The sequence below is a fragment of the Streptomyces sp. NPDC102360 genome, assembly GCF_044766085.1.
In the GTDB taxonomy this organism is placed as follows: domain Bacteria; phylum Actinomycetota; class Actinomycetes; order Streptomycetales; family Streptomycetaceae; genus Streptomyces.
In genome coordinates this window covers 225,923-242,839 of record NZ_JBIWLG010000002.1, presented here as the reverse complement: position 1 = coordinate 242,839, position 16,917 = coordinate 225,923, and the positions used below count along the sequence as shown (strand labels likewise).

The window sequence follows — 16,917 nt, the reverse complement described above, 5'->3', positions numbered from 1 at the left end:
CGGCTAGCGCCGCTGGCCTTGGTGCGTGATGCCGCTGTCGGACCGGACGCAGGTGGCTGTCGCCCTCATCGTGATGGGCGGCTCCTGCCGGCGGACCCGGGCGCACGCGATTCCCGAGTCCGCGCGGGCGACCGGTTCCCGGATCAGCGTCCGGTTCCGGCCCCATGGGGTCTGCTGAACTTCGGCGGGCGCAGGGGCTCTTGGCGGGACTCGACCAGCTGTGCGGCGCCGAGTACGAGGTCGTCCCTGTGGTGCGGGCCGATGAGTTGCACGGCGCAGGGCAGGCCGTCCGGGCCGAGCCCGGCAGGGACGCTGACGGCGGGGTGGCCGGTGTCATTGAAGACCGAGGTGTAGGCGATCGGCAGGGTCCGCTCGCGTACCGCCGTGAGCACGTCGAAGCCCTCCGCCGGCCATGCCGTCGTCGCCACGGTCGGCATGAGCAACAGGTCGTAGCGGTCGAAGAGTTCGGCCGCCCAGCGGTCCAGCTGCGAGCGGTGCGTCCAGTAGGCGGCCATCTCCGCCGGTGTCACCTCGCGGCCGCCGTCGAGGAGGTCGGCGAACCACGGTTCGAAGTCGGCGCGCCGGGCGGCGAAGTCGTCGAGTACGCCGAGCAGCCGGCTGTACGCCAGGACTTTCTGGCGCAGTTGGAAGGGGGCCGGGAAGTTGTCGGCACCCGGCAGGGCCGACTCGTCGTCCCGTACGTCGTGGCCCTGTTCGCGCAGCAGCTCCGCCGCGCTGTCGAGCGCGTCCAGCATCTCGGGGCGCGGCGCGGCCACGCCCAGGGTGCGCAGGACTCCCACGCGCAGTGTCGGCAGCGGCTTGTCGAGGCTTTTCAGGTACGAGGCCGTGGGCGCGGGCAATGCGTGCGGGTCGGCCGGGTGGGGGCCGGCGGCCACGTCGAGGTGCAGCGCCGTGTCGCGTACGGTGCGCGCCATGCCCGAGACGCAGCTGTGCTGCGGCCAGTTCGGCATCCGGGAGGGCCCCTGCGGGATGCGGCCGCGCGAGGGCTTGAGTCCGACGAGGCCGCACAGCGCCGCGGGGATGCGCGTGGAGCCACCGCCGTCGCCGCCGGTGCCGAGGGCCACCAGGCCCGCTGCGACTGCCGCGGCGGCGCCACCGCTGGAGCCTCCCGGTGTCCGCTCCAGGTTCCAGGGGTTGCGGGTGATGCCGAAGGCATCGTTGGCGGTGTGCACGCCTGCACCGAGGGGAGGCAGGTTCGTCTTGCCGATGATCAGCGCACCGGCGGCGCGCAGCCGAGCCACATGAATGCTGTCGCGGGCCGCCGCAGGGCTGTCGCGGAAGGCGCTGGTGCCCCTGCTGGTGGTGAACCCTTCCACGTCCTCCAAGTCCTTGACGAGGACGGGCAGTCCGGCGAGCGGGCCCACGTCCTCGCCCCGGGAGATACGCGCGCTCATGGCGTCGGCGTCGGCGAGCGCCCGCTCGGGATCCAGGGCGACGACGGAGTTGAGGTCGGCGTCGACGGTGCGGATCCGGTCGAGCGTGTGGTGCATCAGCTTCTGCGGGGACAGTTCCCCGCTGCGTATGAGGGCGGTGAGCTCGGTCGCGGAGGCGAAGGACAGATCGGTCATGGCCGGAGGGGCTCCTCTGTGGCGCGGACGGAATCGGGATCGGCAGTGGCAGCGGCTTCCAGGCTCACACCGGTCGTACGGGGGCCGTAGGCAACGGCGACACAGCCGCCGATCAGGGAGAGGACTGCGAGGAAAGCGAATACGGCCGTGTAGCCGAGTCCGCCGAAGATGGCCGCGATCAGCATCGGGGCGGCGAAGTTGAAGATCCGGGACAGGGCGTTGGCGGTGCCCGAGCCCAGGGCGCGGATGCGGGTGGGGAAGACTTCGGCCGAATACACCTGGAGGAAGGGCACCGCGGCCTGGAAGAGCACGCTGACCACACAGCCCAGGACGAGGACGGCCGCGGAGGCGCGGACGAGCCCGAAGAGCAGCAGCGCGGCGGCGCTCAGCGCGCCCATGACGAGCTGGGTGCGGCGCCGGTCCCAGCGGTCGATGAGCGGTACGGCGACGAGCGCGCCCAGCGGTGCGGCGGTGGCCAGTACGGCGGACAGCAGCAGGGTGTTGTCGAGGTCGAACCCGTTCTCCGACAGCAGGGTGGGCGTCCAGGTGTTGAACGCGGAGTAGGCGAGCAGACCGGCCACCCACATCGTGGCCACGACGAGGAACGGACGGCGCTGGGCGCCGGTCAGCAGCTCGCCGAGCCGGGGGCGGTCCGGTGCCGGGGCCCTCTCGCCGGGCGCGTCCGGCAACACGGCGGGCGACTCGACCCCACAACTGCGCTCGATGGAGCGGACGACGGTGTCGGCACGCTCGAATTCGCCGCGTGAGGCCAGCCAGCGAGGGCTCTCGGGGACCCAGCGGCGGATCAGCCAGGCGAAGAAGACACCGAACAGGCCGAGACCGAAGACGAGCCGCCACCCCCACGTCCAGTGCGGTACGAGGAAGTAGCCGGCCCAGGCGACGAGCGGAATGCCTAGGGTCCTTCTGACGGATCAGGCTGGATCCGGGGGCTGGTCATGTTCGGTGCCGCGAGCGGGGTCTGGTGCGTGCAGCTGCAAGGCGGAGGAGGGCGTCAACGCGGAGCGTTGGCAACCGACGACAACGCCGCAGATGGGCGTGCCAGGGCCCGCGACTCCAGCAAGATCCGTCAGAAGGGCCCTAGCGATCCCACGGCGACCTTGTACGTCTGCAGCCGGCCGCGGGCGGCTGCGGGCACGAACTCGGTGAGGACCACGATGGCGACGACCGCCATGCCCTGCGCGCCGAAATGCGCGGTGCAGCGGGCCACGATCAGCTGCCAGGGGTTCTGCACGACGATGCACAGTGCGGTGGCCGTGCAGTAGACACTGACGCAGATCAACAGGGTGCGGCGGCGCCCGACGCGGTCGGCGAGGTAGCCGCCGAAGATGCCGCCGGCGAATGCCCCGAGCGAGCTGACGCCCGCCACCACGGCGACGGCCGACAGCGACAGGCCCCACTGGGCGCGCAGGGCGGGCGCGACGAACGCGAAGGCGTAGGTCTCCACCCATTCGAAAAGGATCATCCCGGCCAGGGCGAGGACGAGCCTGCGGTGGAACGGGCTGAGGGGGAGCCGGTCGAGCCGGGCCCCGAGCGCGGCTGCCTGGGACGTGCCGGTCATCAGATGACGCCGTCGGCGCCGAGGGAGGTGAGTTCGTCGGCGCTCAGGCCGAGCACACCCTGGTAGATCTCGCTGTTGTGCGCTCCGAGGACGGGGCCGGTGGTACGGACGCTGCCGGGTGTCTTCGAGAGCCGGGGAAGCGGCGCGACCATGGGCAGTTCGCCGAACTCCGGGTCCTCGACGGTGAGCAGGGTGCCGCGCTCGCGGTAGTGCGGATCGGCGGCGATGTCGGCGATGCTCATCAGCGGGGAGGCCGGAATGTCCGCGTCGACGAGTAGTTTGGTCAGGTCGTCGGCGGTACGCGTGGCCGCCCAGTCGCCGATCGCGGCGTAGAGGGCGTCGGCGTGCTCCGCCCTCGCTGCCCTGGTGGCGTACTCGGGGGCGTCGGCCAGTTGTGGCGCCTCCATCACGCAGGCCAGACGCCGGAAGAGCGCGTCGGTGCCCGCGTGGATCGAGACCCTGCGCCCGTCGGACGCGGTGAAGTCGCTGGCGGGGACGATCTGCGGATTGCGGTTGCCCTGGCGCTCGCGGACCCGGCCGGTGGTCGAGTACGAGGTGAGCGCGTCCTCCGAGGCGCGGAATCCGGCCTCGTACAGCGCCAGGTCGATGACCTGGCCGCCGCCGCCCGACACGGTGCGGTGATACAGCGCGGTGACCACGGAGAAGGCGCCGAGATAGGCGGCCATGTAATCGATGGTGGAGTAGCCGCTGCGCACCGGGGACCGGTCGGCGTCTCCGGTGACGTACGTCAGGCCGGCGTAGGCGCTGGCGATCCGGTCGAAGGAGCCGCGGTCACTGTAGGGGCCGGTCAGTCCGTAGCCCGTCACGTAGACCAGGACGCATTCGGGGGCGAGCGTGCTCAGCGAATCGGGGTCAAGTCCCCATGAACGCAGCGTGGGCGGGCGGTAGTTGGTGATGACGATGTCGAAGTGCGGGATCAGCTCCCGGACGAGGCCCTGGCCCCGCTCGGTGCGCAGGTCCAGTGTCACCGACTTCTTGTTGCGCGCTTCCTGCGCCCAGTAGGGGGAGCGCCCTCCGGGTGTCGTACCGCGCGTGAAGTCGCCGCGTCCGGGTTCCTCGACCTTGACGACCTCGGCGCCGAAGTCGCCCAGGAACGTGGCGGTGACCGGCGCGGCGAGCACGGTGGACAGGTCGAGGACGCGTATGCCCGCCAGCGGGAGTGTTGACATGGGTGCCCCTTCGCACGCAGTTCACGATCCGTTATTAACGTTTCGTTGTTAGTGAGACCATAGGCTGGCCATCGCAGCGCGACAAGGGGCTGCCATGAGAGAGTCATCCGGTCACGGCGGGGAGCAGAGCATGAGCGAGACGAACAAGACGCGCAGGCGGCGGCGCACCCGCGAGGAGACCGAGGCGGACCTCCTGGACGCGGCGCGTCGGCTCCTCGCGCGTGACGGGGTGCTCGCCGGGGTCAATCTCCGGGAGGTCGCCACCGAGGCCGGGGTCAATCACGGCCAGATCTACCAGTACTTCGGCACTCGCCAGGCCCTGCTCCGCGCCGCCGCGGCGGACCTCGTACGAAGCCAGACCGAGGACCGGGACGGCCACTGGGACCTTCCCTTCGCCGAGCGCCGCCAGGCCATGTTCCGCCACCGCCTCCGAGAGCCCGAACTGGTCGGCCTCGAAGCGCTGTTGGCGCTCGACGGCGACGGCGACTTCAGCCCGCTGCCACGGTTCGCGCAGACCCGTCAGAGCATGGAGCGGGACACCGCCGAGGGGGCGTTTCCCGAGGGCGAGGACGCGGTGGCCGCCCATGTGATGACAGCGGCGGCGCAGATGGGATACATCATCTTCCGCGAGGCGTACGCCCGTGACACCGGGATCCCCCTGGCAGAACTCGACGAGCGGGCGGCCGGCGCGTTCGCCCGCATGGTGGCGGGACTCGCCGCCGCCCCACCGGAGGCGACCTAGCGGACGAGTTCTACGGCCCCTATGTGAACGTAGACCAGGTCGACATCTGGGCCGGGACGAACAGCGTCGAGATTGCCGACACCTCGACCCACAGCTCCTGGCTGAACCGGATCGAGGTCCCGTTCTGGAACCGCTGGGTACCGTCGGGACGTGCTTGATCACATGGACGTCGAAGATGATGAGCAGGGGGCCGCGCGGAAGCGTGGTGGCAGGCGCCGGTGGGTGATCGCGAGCGGTGCGGCCGTCGTCGCGGTCGCCGTCGCGGTCGCGGTGGTGCTGGTCCGGTCCGGGGCCGAGGCCATCGCCGCACCCGGCACCTGCCACACCTCGGCTCACGGCACAGCGCCCTCCGGGGCGTCGGCGAAGGGCGCACGGGCACCGGCCGGCACCGCGCCCGCAGCCGACTTCGACGGTGACGGCCACCCCGACCTGGCCATGGGAGCACTGGGCGATGTGGAGAACGCCGACTCCGGCGGGAGCATCGCGGTGGCGTACGGATCGGGTGACGGCACCGGTCTCGCCCGGTGCCAGTACCTCACGCAGAACGACGCCGGGATACCGGGGAAGGCCAACTACGAGGCGTTCTTCGGGTCCTGGGTGGCGGCGCGCGACTTCGACGGGGACGGATACACCGACCTCGCCACCGCCGTCTTCGACGACGAACCGAGCGTGATCATCATGTGGGGGTCGCCGGACGGGCTGCAGAGCGCCGCCCGGGTGCCGGGCACGGACGGCACCCATGTCCCCTGGGTGATCGACCCGATCCTGGAGGAGCAGCTCGTCGCCGGTGACTTCGACGGGGACCGGCATGCCGATCTGGTCTTCGGTCTCGGTTCCGACAAGGGCCTGCTCAAGGGTCCTTTCACCCGCGACGGCGCCCCTGCTGACACCGGCCCGGTGGCCGCGCCGCGCCAGCCGGGAAAGGACATCAGCGCCGCGAACTACCGCGGCCTGGTCGCCGGGGACCTGGACGGCGACGGAGCCGATGAGCTGATGGCCCTGCACCACGAAGCGCCCCTCGGTACCGCCAAGTTCGAGGAACGCTGGCCGGTCAGCTACTTCCACGCCGGCCGCGGCGGCCTCGTACAGGCAGCCGGCATCGACCTTCCCGACGCGGCGGCCGCGGCGGTCGGCGACGTCAACGGCGACGGCCTCGGCGACCTCGTGCTCAGCCCCCGGCGCGGCAGGGTGAGCCACAGCGCGGTGACCGTCGTGTACGGCTCCAAGTCCGGGCCGGGGAAGGGGAAACGGTCCACGACCATCGACCGGGACACCCCGGGCGTACCCGGCGAGGAACCCCAGGACAAGGACGCCGCCTTCGCCTCCCTGGACACCGGCGACGTCAACGGCGACGGTTACGCGGACGTGGTGGCCGGCTCACCCCGGAGCAAGGCGTACGAGAAGACGGGCCCGGAACAGGTGCTGCTCCTGCGCGGTGGGCCCAACGGCCTGAGTGGTGCGGGGGCTCAGGCCGTCGACGCGGGCGACATCGGCGGCAGCAGGAGCGCGCGAGCCGCGTTCGGCATGGCGGTACGCCTCGTCGACATGGACGGCGACCACCGTGCCGACCTGACGGTGGCCGCACCGGAAGCCGAAGGGGCCCGCAGCTTTGCGTGGGTCGTGCCCGGCACGGGCCAGGGGCTGTCGACCGGCGGAGCCACCCGGCTGTACGGCGACACATTCGATCCCGGCGGGAAGCTGCGCCTCTACATGGGAGGCGGCGGAATCGCCCGGTAGGGACCCTCGTTCGGAACGTGAGCGGTGTGCGCGCGACCGAAGCCGACATGACGGCCCAAAGCTGCCGTCGGTCCGTCATGTGGAGGGTGTCACCGTCACCTTGACGTGTTTCATGATCGGCTGGTCGCTCTGCGTGCTGTGGTCGCCGATCGCGCACAGCACGTTCATCTCCGGCATGTACCCGGCCGCGCAGCCGCGCGGGATGTCGTACGGGACGGCCAGATAGCCCTTCAGGCCGCGCTTGCTGCCGTCCCGGGCCGTGCTCGTGATGTCGACCGGGTCGAACTCGGCGATGCCGCGCTCGCGCATGTCGTCCTGGTTCAGGAAGACCAGTGTGCGCAGGTTCTTGATGCCCCGGTAGCGGTCGTTGTCCGAGTAGATGGTGGTGTTCCACTGGTCGTGGGAGCGCATCGTGCCCAGCGCCAGGGTGCCCGGCTCCGGGATCACGTCGGGCAGCGGGGCCGCGGAGAACTCGGCGCGGCCCGAGCCCGTGAGGAAGACCAGCTCCCGTGCGGGCTGCTTGATACGGAAGCCCAGCGGCAGGCGCACCCGGCGGTTGCAGTCCTCGAACCCGTCGATGACCTGCGCCATCGAGTCGCGCACACGGTCGTAGTCCTCGACGTACCACTCCCAGGGGGTGGCGCTGTCGGGCAGCGTGGCGCGCGCCATCCCGGCGATGATCGCCGGCTCGGACAGCAGCTGCTTGGACGCCGGGCGCTTCATACCGACGGACAGGTGCACCATGCTCATCGAGTCCTCGACGGAGGTGGACTGCAGGCCGCCGCGCTGCTGGTCCTTCTCGGTGCGACCCAGGCACGGCAGGATCAACGCCCGGCGGCCGTGCACGAGATGACTCCGGTTGAGCTTGGTGCTCACCTGCACCGTCAGCTCGCAGGTGCGCAACGCCTCGTACGTGTAAGGGGTGTCGGGGGCCGCGAGCGCGAAGTTGCCTCCCATGCCGACGAACACCCTTACGTCGCCGCGCCGCATCGCCTCGATGGTGCCGACCGTGTCGAGTCCGTGCGCGCGCGGCGGGTCGATCTCGCAGGCCTCCGCGAGCCGGTCGAGGAACGTGTCGCTGGGCCGGTGGTCGATGCCGCAGGTCCGGTTGCCCTGCACGTTGCTGTGGCCGCGCACGGGGGACGGGCCCGCGCCCTCGCGGCCCAGATTGCCGCGCAGCAGAAGGACGTTGACGATCTCGCGGACCGTGTCGACGCCGTGCTCGTGCTGGGTCACGCCCAGGCACCAGCTGATGATGCTGCGGTCCGCGTCGCGGTAGACGCGGGCGGCCTTGAGGATGTCGTCGCGGCTCAGTGCCGACTGACGCTCGATCTCGTCCCAGGGCGTCGCCTCGCACAGCTCCCGGTACGCGTCGAAGCCCTCGGTGTGGCGGTCGATGAACTCCCGGTCGAGAGCCTTGGGATCGGACGTCGACTGTTCCAGGACCGCCTTGGCGATGCCGCGTAGGAACGCCATGTCGCCGCCGATGCGCACCTGGAGGTTCAGGGTGCTGGTGCGCGTCGCCTTGTTGAGCGCCATGTCCTTGAAGTCGTGCGGGATGATCGTGCGGGTCGCCGCCGCCTCGACGAGCGGGTTGATGTGTACGACCTGTGCGCCGCGGTCGTAGGCCTCGGCGAGCGCGGTGAGCATCCGCGGCGCGTTGGAGGCGGCGTTGACGCCCATGATGAACAGGGCGTCCGTGCTCTCCCAGTCCGCCAGGTCGCAGGTGCCCTTGCCGGTGCCGAGGGACGCCTGCAGGGCGCGACCGCTCGCCTCGTGACACATGTTGGAGCAGTCGGGCAGGTTGTTCGTGCCGAACTCGCGCGCCCACAGCTGGTAGAGGAACGTGGCCTCGTTGCCGAGCCGCCCGGAGGTGTAGAACGAGGCCTGGTTCGGACTGTCCAGCTCCCGCAGGGTGCGGCCCACCAGCTCGAAGGCCTCCTTCCAGCTGATGGGGACGTAGTGGTCGCTCTCCGGGTCGTAACTCATGGGCTCGGTCAGCCGGCCCTGGTCCTCGAGCGCGAAGTCGCTCCACTGCGACAGCTCGCTCACCGAGTGCCGGGCGAAGAACTCCCTGCCGACCCGCTTGCGCGTCATCTCCCAGGTGACGTGCTTGATCCCGTTCTCGCAGATGTCCAGATGCAGGCCCTTGAGGTCGTCGGGCCAGGCGCAGCCGGGACAGTCGAAGCCGCCCTTCTCGTGATTCATCTTGAGGATCGCCCGGGGGCCGTCGAGCAGTTCGCGCTCGCGCACCATGAACCGGGTGACGCTCTTGGCGGCACCCCAGCCCGCCGCCGGGTGGTGGTACTGGCTGAAGTCCGGCCGGCCCTCGGGCTCCGGGCCGACCCGCGACTCCGGTGTGTCCTGACCGTCCTGGGAGGCGTTCACTGGGCTCATTCCTTGTCGGCGGAGTTCGTGCTCGTACGGATCGTGCAGTGCAGGGTGTCGTTCTGCACGTCGGCGACGATCGTGTCGCCCGGTTCGGCCTCGCCGCCCAGCAGCAGGGACGCGATGCGGTTGTCGAGCTCGGTCTGGATGGTGCGGCGCAGCGGGCGCGCGCCGAACTCCGGCTGGTGGCCGTGCGCGATCAGCAGTTTCTTGGCCGCCTCGGTGACCTCCAGGTTGAGCCCCTGCGCGTGCACCCGGCGCTCGCTCTGGTCCAGCAGGTGGTCGACGATCTCGCCGAGGTCGTTCTCGGTGAGGCTGTGGAAGACGATGATGTCGTCGATGCGGTTGAGGAACTCCGGCAGGAACCGGCCCCGCAACTCCTCCAGCAGCTCGTCCTTGAGTTCGGCGGCGTCGCCCTGGTGGGCGAGGATGCGGTGGGCGCCGATGTTCGACGTCATGATGACCACGCAGTGCCGGAAGTCCACGGTGCGGCCCTGGGAGTCGGTGAGCCGGCCGTCGTCGAGGATCTGCAGCAGCGTGTTGAAGATGTCCGGGTGCGCCTTCTCGACCTCGTCGAACAGGACCACGCTGTAGGGCTGGCGGCGCACCTTCTCGGTGAGCTGGCCCGCTTCGTCGTAGCCGACGTAGCCGGGAGGGGCACCGACCAGACGCGCGACGGTGTGCTTCTCCTGGAACTCGCTCATGTCGAAGCGGACCATGCGGCTCTCGTCGCCGAACAGCAACTCCGCCAGTGTCTTGGCGAGTTCGGTCTTGCCGACGCCGGTCGGGCCGAGGAAGAGGAAGGAACCCACGGGCCGGTTCGGGTCGCCCATGCCCGCGCGGTTGCGGCGCACGGCCTGCGAGACGGCGGTGACGGCCTCGTCCTGCCCGACGATGCGGGCGTGCATCTCCTCCTCCAGCTTCAGCAGCCGCTCCTTCTCGCCCGCCGTCAGCTGGGCGACCGGGATGCCGGTGCGGCGCGAGACGATGTCGGCGATGTCGTCGGCCGTCACGGAGACCACGCCCTCGCGGCGCTCCTCGATCCCGGCGACCTCGCCCTCGGCCTCGGCGATCTGCTTCTTCAGCTCGGAGGCCTTCTCGAAGTCCTCGGAGGCGACGGCCTGGTCCTTCTCACGGGTCAGCTTGGCGATCCGGTCCTCGCGCTCGACGACCTCGGTGGAACGGCTCGCGGAACGCAGCCGCACCCGGGCGCCCGCCTGGTCCATGAGGTCGATGGCCTTGTCGGGCAGGAACCGGTCGCTGATGTAGCGGTCGGACAGCTCGGCCGCGGCGGCCAACGCGCCGTCGGCGAAGCGGACTTGATGGTGCGCCTCGTACGCGTCGCGCAGCCCCTCCAGGATCTGCACGGTCTCCTCGACCGTCGGCTCCGGGATGAGTACGGGCTGGAAGCGGCGCTCAAGCGCGGCGTCCTTCTCGATGTGCTTGCGGTACTCGTCGATGGTGGTGGCCCCGACGACGTGCAACTCCCCCCGGGCAAGGGCCGGTTTGAGCATGTTGCCCGCGTCCATGGAGCCCTCGCCGGTGGCGCCCGCGCCGACGACGGTGTGCAACTCGTCGATGAACAGGATGATGTTGCCGCCCGCGTTCTGGACGTCCTCGATGACCTTCTTCAGACGTTCCTCGAACTGGCCGCGGTACTGCGCCCCCGCCACCATGGCGGACAGGTCGAGGGAGACGACCCGCTTGTCCTTGAGGGTGTCGGGCACCTCGCCCGCGACGATGCGCTGCGCGAGGCCCTCGACGATGGCGGTCTTGCCGACGCCGGGCTCACCGATCAGCACCGGGTTGTTCTTGGAGCGGCGGGAGAGGATCTCGACGGTCTGCTCGATCTCCTCGGCGCGGCCGACCACCGGGTCCAGCTTTCCGGCCCTGGCCTCTTCGGTGAGGTCGCGCCCGAACTCGTCGAGAGTGGTGGACGGCCCGGAGGTCCCGCTGCCGCCGCCCTCGGCCCCGGCCGCCTGCTCCGTGGCGTTCGTCAGCCGGTTCAGGTCGAGGCCGGCCGCGCTCAGCAGGCGCGCGGCCCCCGTCGCCGGGTCGGAGAGGAGGGCGCCGAGGATGTGCTCGGGGCCGATGTAGGAGACGCCCGACGCCTGCGACTGGGCGTGGGCGGCGGCCAGCGAGCGCTTGGCCGCCGGGGTGAGGCCCGGCTCCGCGGACGGCTGGCCGGCCTCCTGCGGCAGGACCTTGGCGATCTCCTCCGCGAGCCGGTCGGGATCGACACCGGCCTGTTCCAGCGCCCGGCGCGACGGCTGCACCTTGGTCGTCGCCCACAGCAGATGTTCGGTGTCCAGATCGGAGGTGCCGTCCTCGTGCGCCTTCTGCGCTGCCAGGTTGAGCAGTTCCTGGGACGACTCGGTGAGCAGCCGCCCAATGGGCACGCGCTGCACCGCAGGCGGAGAACTCGCGGGGGACGTACCGAAGAACCGGTTGAACATTTCACTGAAAGGGTCCGAGGGACCGAACCCGAACGGCGACATCGACATGGTGACTCCAGGTGCGCGATGGGTTTGTCCAAGCCAACCCCCGCCCTTGGCCCCCCGCAAGCTGATCTTTGCAGAACGGGCGCAACGGCCGGGGGCGTGCCGATGATTCTGGAGGCGGTCACAAACTCTGTTGTCGGGCCGCACAACTGGTTGATGATTCCGGTGTGGCGGGGCAATTCGAATGGGCTCTTTGTTTGACTTGCTCGGCGTTTTCCCGGACGGTGAGGAAAAGGTTCCCGGGCCCGTTTGGACAGTTGAGTGAGACACCTGCCGCGTGTGGCCGATCGGGTGCGGCGGGCACTCTCCCCGCGTGGCGCGCTGGCGCTGCACAGCGTCGACGGAACCCTTTCCTTCGGGTTGCGCGCCGCCCTGGCGATGGCCCTCGTCGCCGTTCCGATGGCGCTCGCCGGGCAGGCCGAAGCGGCCGTCTACGCCATGCTGGGTGCGTTCACCACGACGTTCGGCCGCAACTTTCCGTATGCCCGCCGGGCCGCAGTGGTCGCCCTCGTCGGACTCGCCATGACGGTCTGCGTGGGTGCCGGGTCGGCGCTCGGCGTCCGGGCCCGCCCGCAGGACGGGGGAGCGGGCGCGGTCGTGGTCGTCGCCGCCATGGCGGTCGTCGCGGGCGTCGCGAAGTTCGGCTGCGACGCGGCACGGCTGCGGGGGCTCGGTGCGGTCCTGCTGCTGTTCTCGTTCGCGGTGTCCGCCTACGGCGTCCCGGCACCGTCCGACGTCTGGGCGCGCGTCACGTCGGCGGCAATCGGTGCGGTCGTGGCCTGGGGACTGGCGATGGTCGGCAGGCTCGCGCACCCGGAGCGGCCGCAGCGGCTGGCCATGGCCGTCGCATTGCGTGAGCTCGCGGGGTTGCTCGACGCCGCCACCGGCAACGGCGGGGCGGGCCGGCTCGCGCGCCACCAGGCGACCGCCGCCGTCCTTGAGGCACACCGGGCCCTCGGGCTGCCGCCCGCGACCGTGGCCGAATGCGGACGGAGGGGCGGGCCGTGCGTACGCCTGGCCGCCATCTCCTGGACCGTGCTGATCCGCTCCGCGAGCCGGCCACCGGATCTGCCGACGGGCCTGGCCGCGCACCTGCGGGGCCAGGCGGTCATCCTCCTGGGCCGCCGTCGCGGGGAGCCGGAGCTGCTGCCCGAACTTGCGGCGCTGGCCGAGACCGGGAGCGGGAGCGGGAGCGGGAGCAGGACCGAGGCCGGGAGCAGGACCGGGAGTGGGAGCGAGGCCGGGGTCGCGACGGTGACCGGTGTCGTCGAGTGCGGCGTACCTGGCCCGCACCCCGCCGCGCGGGCAACGTCACAAGCTGCGCCGGACCTGGACCTGGAACGACGGGCCTCCGCCCTGACCGTCGGACGCCGCGCCGACGCGGCAGGTCGTGCCGCCCGCCGCGCCGTCCTGTTCGTGCCCGCCCTGCGCATGACGCTGGGCACCGGCCTCGCAGGCGGCGTCGCCCTGCTGCTCGGCCTCGGCCACGGCTACTGGGCGGCGATCTCCGCGGCCGCCGTGCTGCACTCCATCAACGTGCGCACCGCCGCGCAGCGCGCCGTCCAGCGCACCTTGGGCACCGCGGCCGGACTGGCCCTCGCCCTCGCCGTGCTCGCGCTGCACCCCGGGCCCCTGACGCTCGTCCTCGTGATCGTGCTCCTGGAGTTCCTGCTGGAGTACGGGGTGGCCCACAACTACGGCATCGGGGTGGTGTTCCTGACCCCGCTGGCCCTGCTGATGAGCGACCTCGCGACCCCCGTGCCGGCGGAAGACCTCGTCCAGGACCGCGCGTTGGGCAGCGTCGTCGGCATCGTCGTGGCCCTGCTGTGCGCCCTCGTCCTCATCCACGGGCGGGCGGCGGAGCGGGTGCGGCGTGCGCTGACCGCGTGCGGCGCCGCGAGCGAACTCGCAGAGCGGGCCCTCAAGAACCCGGGCGCCGCCGCGCTGCCGGAGCTGCGTTCGCGGCTGGTCGGGGCCGTCGTCGAGCTGCGCGAGGCCGATGACGCGGCGGCCGGTGAACTGTGGCCCGCCGAGCTCGACCCCACTGAGCTCGCCGCCGCCGAACAGCGCGCTCACCGGCTCCTGCGGCGCCTGGAGTGACGGCCCCCGCTGTCAGCCGTCGGCGCCCAGCCGGACGGCGTCCGTCGCGGTCACCAACTCGGCCAGCGAACGCGGGTCGTTGAGCGAGCGGCCGGTCAGTTCGCGGACCCGGTTCAGCCGGTACCGGACGGTGTTGGGGTGGCAGTGCAGCACCCGGCCCGCGTTCTCGGCCGACCCGGCATGATCGACGTAGGCCTGCAGCGTCCGCAGCAGCGCGATCCGGTCCTCCGCCGGCAGGGCGAGCACCGGCCCGAGCACCTCCTTGGCCAGGCGCCGTCCCTCGTCCGGGTCGTAGGCGATCAGGGCGGCCAGCGGGCTGGTGCTGAACTCCCGCACGGCGGGCTTGCCGACGGGGAGGTCGGCGAGCGCCGTCCGGGCGAGATGGAGCATGCGCGGTGTGTCGGCCAACGACTCGTACGCGGTACTCACACCGGTACGGGAGGTGGCGGCCGCGCGCAGCACGCTCAGGGCTTCCTCGCGCTGCCCGTCGCGCAGCGCGATCACACCGGCCTGGAGGACGGGCGTGAGATGCCAGGCCGACACGATGCCGAGCCTGCTCAGCACGCGCTCCACGCCGACCAGGCTCTCCTCGGCGAGGCCGGCCGTCTCCGCGGCCGCCACCATCAGCTTCGTGTCCAGGGGCAGCCCCAGCAGCCTGCCGACCTCCCAGGAACCGGACTCGGGCACCAGCTGACCGGTGAACAGCGCTTCCATGAGGGCCGATCGACGCCGCTGCTGGGCGACCAGCAGCTCCGCGGTCGCCGAGCGGTAGGCCTCCGTGAGGGCCAGCGCGTGTTCGTCGGAGAGCCGCCACAGGGTGCTCGACGTGGAGAGCAGTGCGTCCAGGAAGTCCGGGCGGGCGACGCGCCGGGCGTGCTCGACGAACAGGTCCCAGAGCATGGCGCACGCGATGCGGTAACAGCGCAGTACCTCCGGCAGCGGCGCCTGCTGGTGCGCGCGGCGCCGGCCCGTGTCGGAGGGCGCCGACAGGTCGGGCACGACGTCGGGCTCGGCGAGGCCGGTGAGGATGAACCGGAGGTTGGCCGCGATGGAGGCGCGCACCTCGTCGGCCGGGACGATGCTTTCGTCGCGGTAGAGGTCGATGCGCTCGCGGGTGGCCGCACACACGTCGTCGATCAGTGCGGGCAGGTGCTGCTCCGCCCAGGCGACCAACTCGGTGAGGAGGGGGTTCGGCACCCGGCCGGGTCTGTCCGTGACGTGGTCGGCCATGGGCGGTGCTCCCCCTGTGAGTGCGGGACGGTCGGGCCAGGGCCTCAGAAGTTGCCCCGGCACGTCGCGTGCGTCAAGTCGGGTGCCGGCCGTGTCGGGGCGGCGAGCGGGAGCGAGGTGACGCCGGGCCGCCTAGTGTGACGAGCCATGAGCGCCTGGTTGCCGTCGTCCGCGGTTCCCCGTCTGACCGTCTCCGTGGGGGTGGGGCTGCTGGCCGCACTGGCCGTCGGCATCGCGGCCGGCGCGCCCCTGGGCGTCCTCACGGGCATCGCCGTGACCGAGCTGGTCTTCGTGGTGTCGGGCTGGGCTGTGATGTGGCCGATGGACGCGGATGCCACCCGCCGCGAGGCACGGCGCGAGGACTTCTCGCCCGTCACCGAGGAGTTCGTGGTGGTCGGCACCGCGGTGTTCGCACTGGTGGCCATCGTCGTACTGCTACTCCTCGGCGGTGGCTCCGGGGCCCGGAACGCGGGGGCGGCGGTGGGCCTGGGTGGTGTGTTCCTGGCGTGGGCGGCGCTGCACCTGATGTATGCGGCGCGCTACGCCTACCTGTACCACCAGGGGACCGCGGGCGGTATCGACTTCAACTCCGAGGACCCTCCGGCGTACCGGGACTTCTTCTACTTCAGTTACAACCTCGGCATGACCTACCAGGTTTCCGACACCAATGTCTCCAGTTCGGTGATCCGGTCGGTCGTGCTGCGGCACTCACTGCTCTCGTATCTCTTCGGCACGAGCCTTCTGGCCACCGCCATCAATCTGGTCGCGGGGATGGTCGGCGTCTGACATCCGACCGAATGTTCCCTGCGGCAAGGGGTTTCTTCCGGTCGATGCGCTCCGGGTCGCCGCGGCGCGTCCTACCCCCGCTTGTACGCGATCACGGCCGTCGTCACCAGGCACGGAGCCGGCGGCACCATCTGGACGCGCAGGGTTCCCCGCGCCGCGTCGTAGTCGATGCCCTCGGACTCGAAGGCGCCCTTGCAGACGCTGCGCTGGGGGATCGCGAACGCGGTGGCCACGTGACCGGTGACCGGATTGCCGTCCAGGGGGCGGTCGAGCGTGATGTCGAGGACCTCCTTGGCGGCGGCGTCGGACGAGCACAGGAGGTGGGTGGCGTCGGTGAAGTCGCAGCCCTGGATGTTCGTGACCGGCTTGTCGAGGGATATCCGGCCGGCCTGGGGGAGGTTGGCGCCGGGCTGGGGCGCGGCGGCGTTGAGGACCGGCGTGGGGAAGACCTGGAGGCTGTCCCGCGTGCCCCATTCGCCGGAGACCAGCCACTGCCCGTCGGGCGACACGGACGCGAACGAGTTGTTGAGCAATTCGCCCGGGTCGAGGGCGTGTTCGTAGATGGTGCGCTTCCCGGCCGCCGTGGTCACCGCGAACATCTTCTTCGTCGCGCTGTCGCTGCCCTGGTACGCGTCGAAGGTGTAGCCGCGCGCCACGTCCGGGTCGCCGACATGCGTCCAGCCCGCGACGCGCAGGGGCAGCGGGACCGAACCGAGGCCCCGGTACACGAGCGTGCCGTCCGCGCGGGACGCCAGGCCCTGGCTGCCCGTCAGCGAGTTCACGTGCGAGGTGCCGGTCTCGGTCCAGGTGGGCGCGGCGGACGCGGTGGTCGCGCCGAGCGTCAGGGCGCCCAGGGCGGTGGCGAGGGTCAGCGCGGAGCGTCTCTTGTGCCGCTTCTTGTACCGGGTCATGAGGGCCACCCTGCCCCATGATCGGTGCGTGCAGGGGGCGTTCGGGGAGGGTGGCGGATTGTCGCCGTATGCCCGCGGGCAGAGATGTAAAGGGTTGTAAAGGCAACGTATAGGTGCAGTGACCACAAAGCCCCCTGCAATGCCCTGTCATTACCTGGCTGACG

General features: G+C 71.1%; 13 protein-coding genes. 5 read left to right on the top strand and 8 right to left on the bottom strand.

All coding sequences use genetic code 11. The features are described 5' to 3' along the window. Positions 1-143: 143 nt before the first annotated feature. The 4 genes from ACIRHA_RS10690 to ACIRHA_RS10675 all read right to left on the bottom strand — a co-directional run bounded on the left by ACIRHA_RS10690 (position 144) and on the right by ACIRHA_RS10675 (position 4,358). Positions 144-1,589 (bottom strand): amidase, encoded by a 1,446-nt coding sequence (locus ACIRHA_RS10690; RefSeq protein WP_403842769.1) that lies wholly within the window; start codon positions 1,587-1,589, stop codon positions 144-146. Further along, positions 1,586-2,500: an MFS transporter gene (locus ACIRHA_RS10685; RefSeq protein ID WP_403844413.1), complete on the bottom strand. Its 915-nt coding sequence runs from the start codon at positions 2,498-2,500 to the stop codon at positions 1,586-1,588. Before ACIRHA_RS10685 ends, ACIRHA_RS10690 begins: the two co-directional genes overlap by 4 nt. Before the next feature lie 176 nt (positions 2,501-2,676). Next, entirely contained in the window at positions 2,677-3,168 is a 492-nt protein-coding gene (locus tag ACIRHA_RS10680; RefSeq protein WP_403842766.1) for an MFS transporter, read from the bottom strand. Further along, on the bottom strand, positions 3,168-4,358 hold the full coding sequence (locus ACIRHA_RS10675; RefSeq protein WP_403842763.1) for a CaiB/BaiF CoA transferase family protein: 1,191 nt from the start codon (positions 4,356-4,358) through the stop codon (positions 3,168-3,170). The genes ACIRHA_RS10680 and ACIRHA_RS10675 overlap by 1 nt, the downstream gene beginning before the upstream one ends. A gap of 130 nt (positions 4,359-4,488) precedes the next feature. Here ACIRHA_RS10675 and ACIRHA_RS10670 point away from each other — a divergent pair, with 130 nt between their 5' ends. From ACIRHA_RS10670 to ACIRHA_RS10660, 3 genes are read left to right on the top strand one after another with little or no spacing between them, the layout of a single operon-like run. After that, a complete protein-coding gene (locus ACIRHA_RS10670) occupies positions 4,489-5,100 on the top strand; it encodes a helix-turn-helix domain-containing protein (protein WP_403842760.1) in 612 nt (203 codons plus the stop codon). Between the two features lie 23 nt (positions 5,101-5,123). Then, entirely contained in the window at positions 5,124-5,258 is a 135-nt protein-coding gene (locus ACIRHA_RS10665; protein WP_403842757.1) for a hypothetical protein, read from the top strand. Beyond that, the gene (locus ACIRHA_RS10660; RefSeq protein ID WP_403842753.1) at positions 5,251-6,837 is read left to right on the top strand and encodes a VCBS repeat-containing protein; all 1,587 of its coding nucleotides are present in this window, start codon (positions 5,251-5,253) and stop codon (positions 6,835-6,837) included. Before ACIRHA_RS10665 ends, ACIRHA_RS10660 begins: the two co-directional genes overlap by 8 nt. Before the next feature lie 75 nt (positions 6,838-6,912). On the opposite strand, the gene ACIRHA_RS10655 is transcribed toward ACIRHA_RS10660, so the two are convergent. Continuing rightward, positions 6,913-9,234 carry an FdhF/YdeP family oxidoreductase gene (locus ACIRHA_RS10655; RefSeq protein WP_403842750.1) on the bottom strand — a complete coding sequence of 774 codons (2,322 nt, stop codon included), beginning with the start codon at positions 9,232-9,234 and terminating at the stop codon, positions 6,913-6,915. Beyond that, positions 9,231-11,729 (bottom strand): ATP-dependent Clp protease ATP-binding subunit, encoded by a 2,499-nt coding sequence (locus ACIRHA_RS10650; protein ID WP_403842747.1) that lies wholly within the window; start codon positions 11,727-11,729, stop codon positions 9,231-9,233. The genes ACIRHA_RS10655 and ACIRHA_RS10650 overlap by 4 nt, the downstream gene beginning before the upstream one ends. A 375-nt stretch (positions 11,730-12,104) precedes the next feature. Between ACIRHA_RS10650 and ACIRHA_RS10645 the strand changes: the two genes are divergently transcribed. Beyond that, positions 12,105-13,826: an FUSC family protein gene (locus tag ACIRHA_RS10645; RefSeq protein ID WP_403844410.1), complete on the top strand. Its 1,722-nt coding sequence runs from the start codon at positions 12,105-12,107 to the stop codon at positions 13,824-13,826. A 12-nt stretch (positions 13,827-13,838) separates the two neighbouring features. On the opposite strand, the gene ACIRHA_RS10640 is transcribed toward ACIRHA_RS10645, so the two are convergent. Then, entirely contained in the window at positions 13,839-15,056 is a 1,218-nt protein-coding gene (locus ACIRHA_RS10640; RefSeq protein WP_403842744.1) for a PucR family transcriptional regulator, read from the bottom strand. A 147-nt stretch (positions 15,057-15,203) separates the two neighbouring features. Between ACIRHA_RS10640 and ACIRHA_RS10635 the strand changes: the two genes are divergently transcribed. Continuing rightward, on the top strand, positions 15,204-15,842 hold the full coding sequence (locus tag ACIRHA_RS10635) for a DUF1345 domain-containing protein (RefSeq protein ID WP_403842740.1): 639 nt from the start codon (positions 15,204-15,206) through the stop codon (positions 15,840-15,842). A 71-nt stretch (positions 15,843-15,913) separates the two neighbouring features. Here the strand turns inward: ACIRHA_RS10635 and ACIRHA_RS10630 are convergent, their stop codons facing one another. Continuing rightward, a complete protein-coding gene (locus ACIRHA_RS10630) occupies positions 15,914-16,753 on the bottom strand; it encodes a hypothetical protein (protein WP_403842737.1) in 840 nt (279 codons plus the stop codon). Positions 16,754-16,917 lie beyond the last annotated feature (164 nt).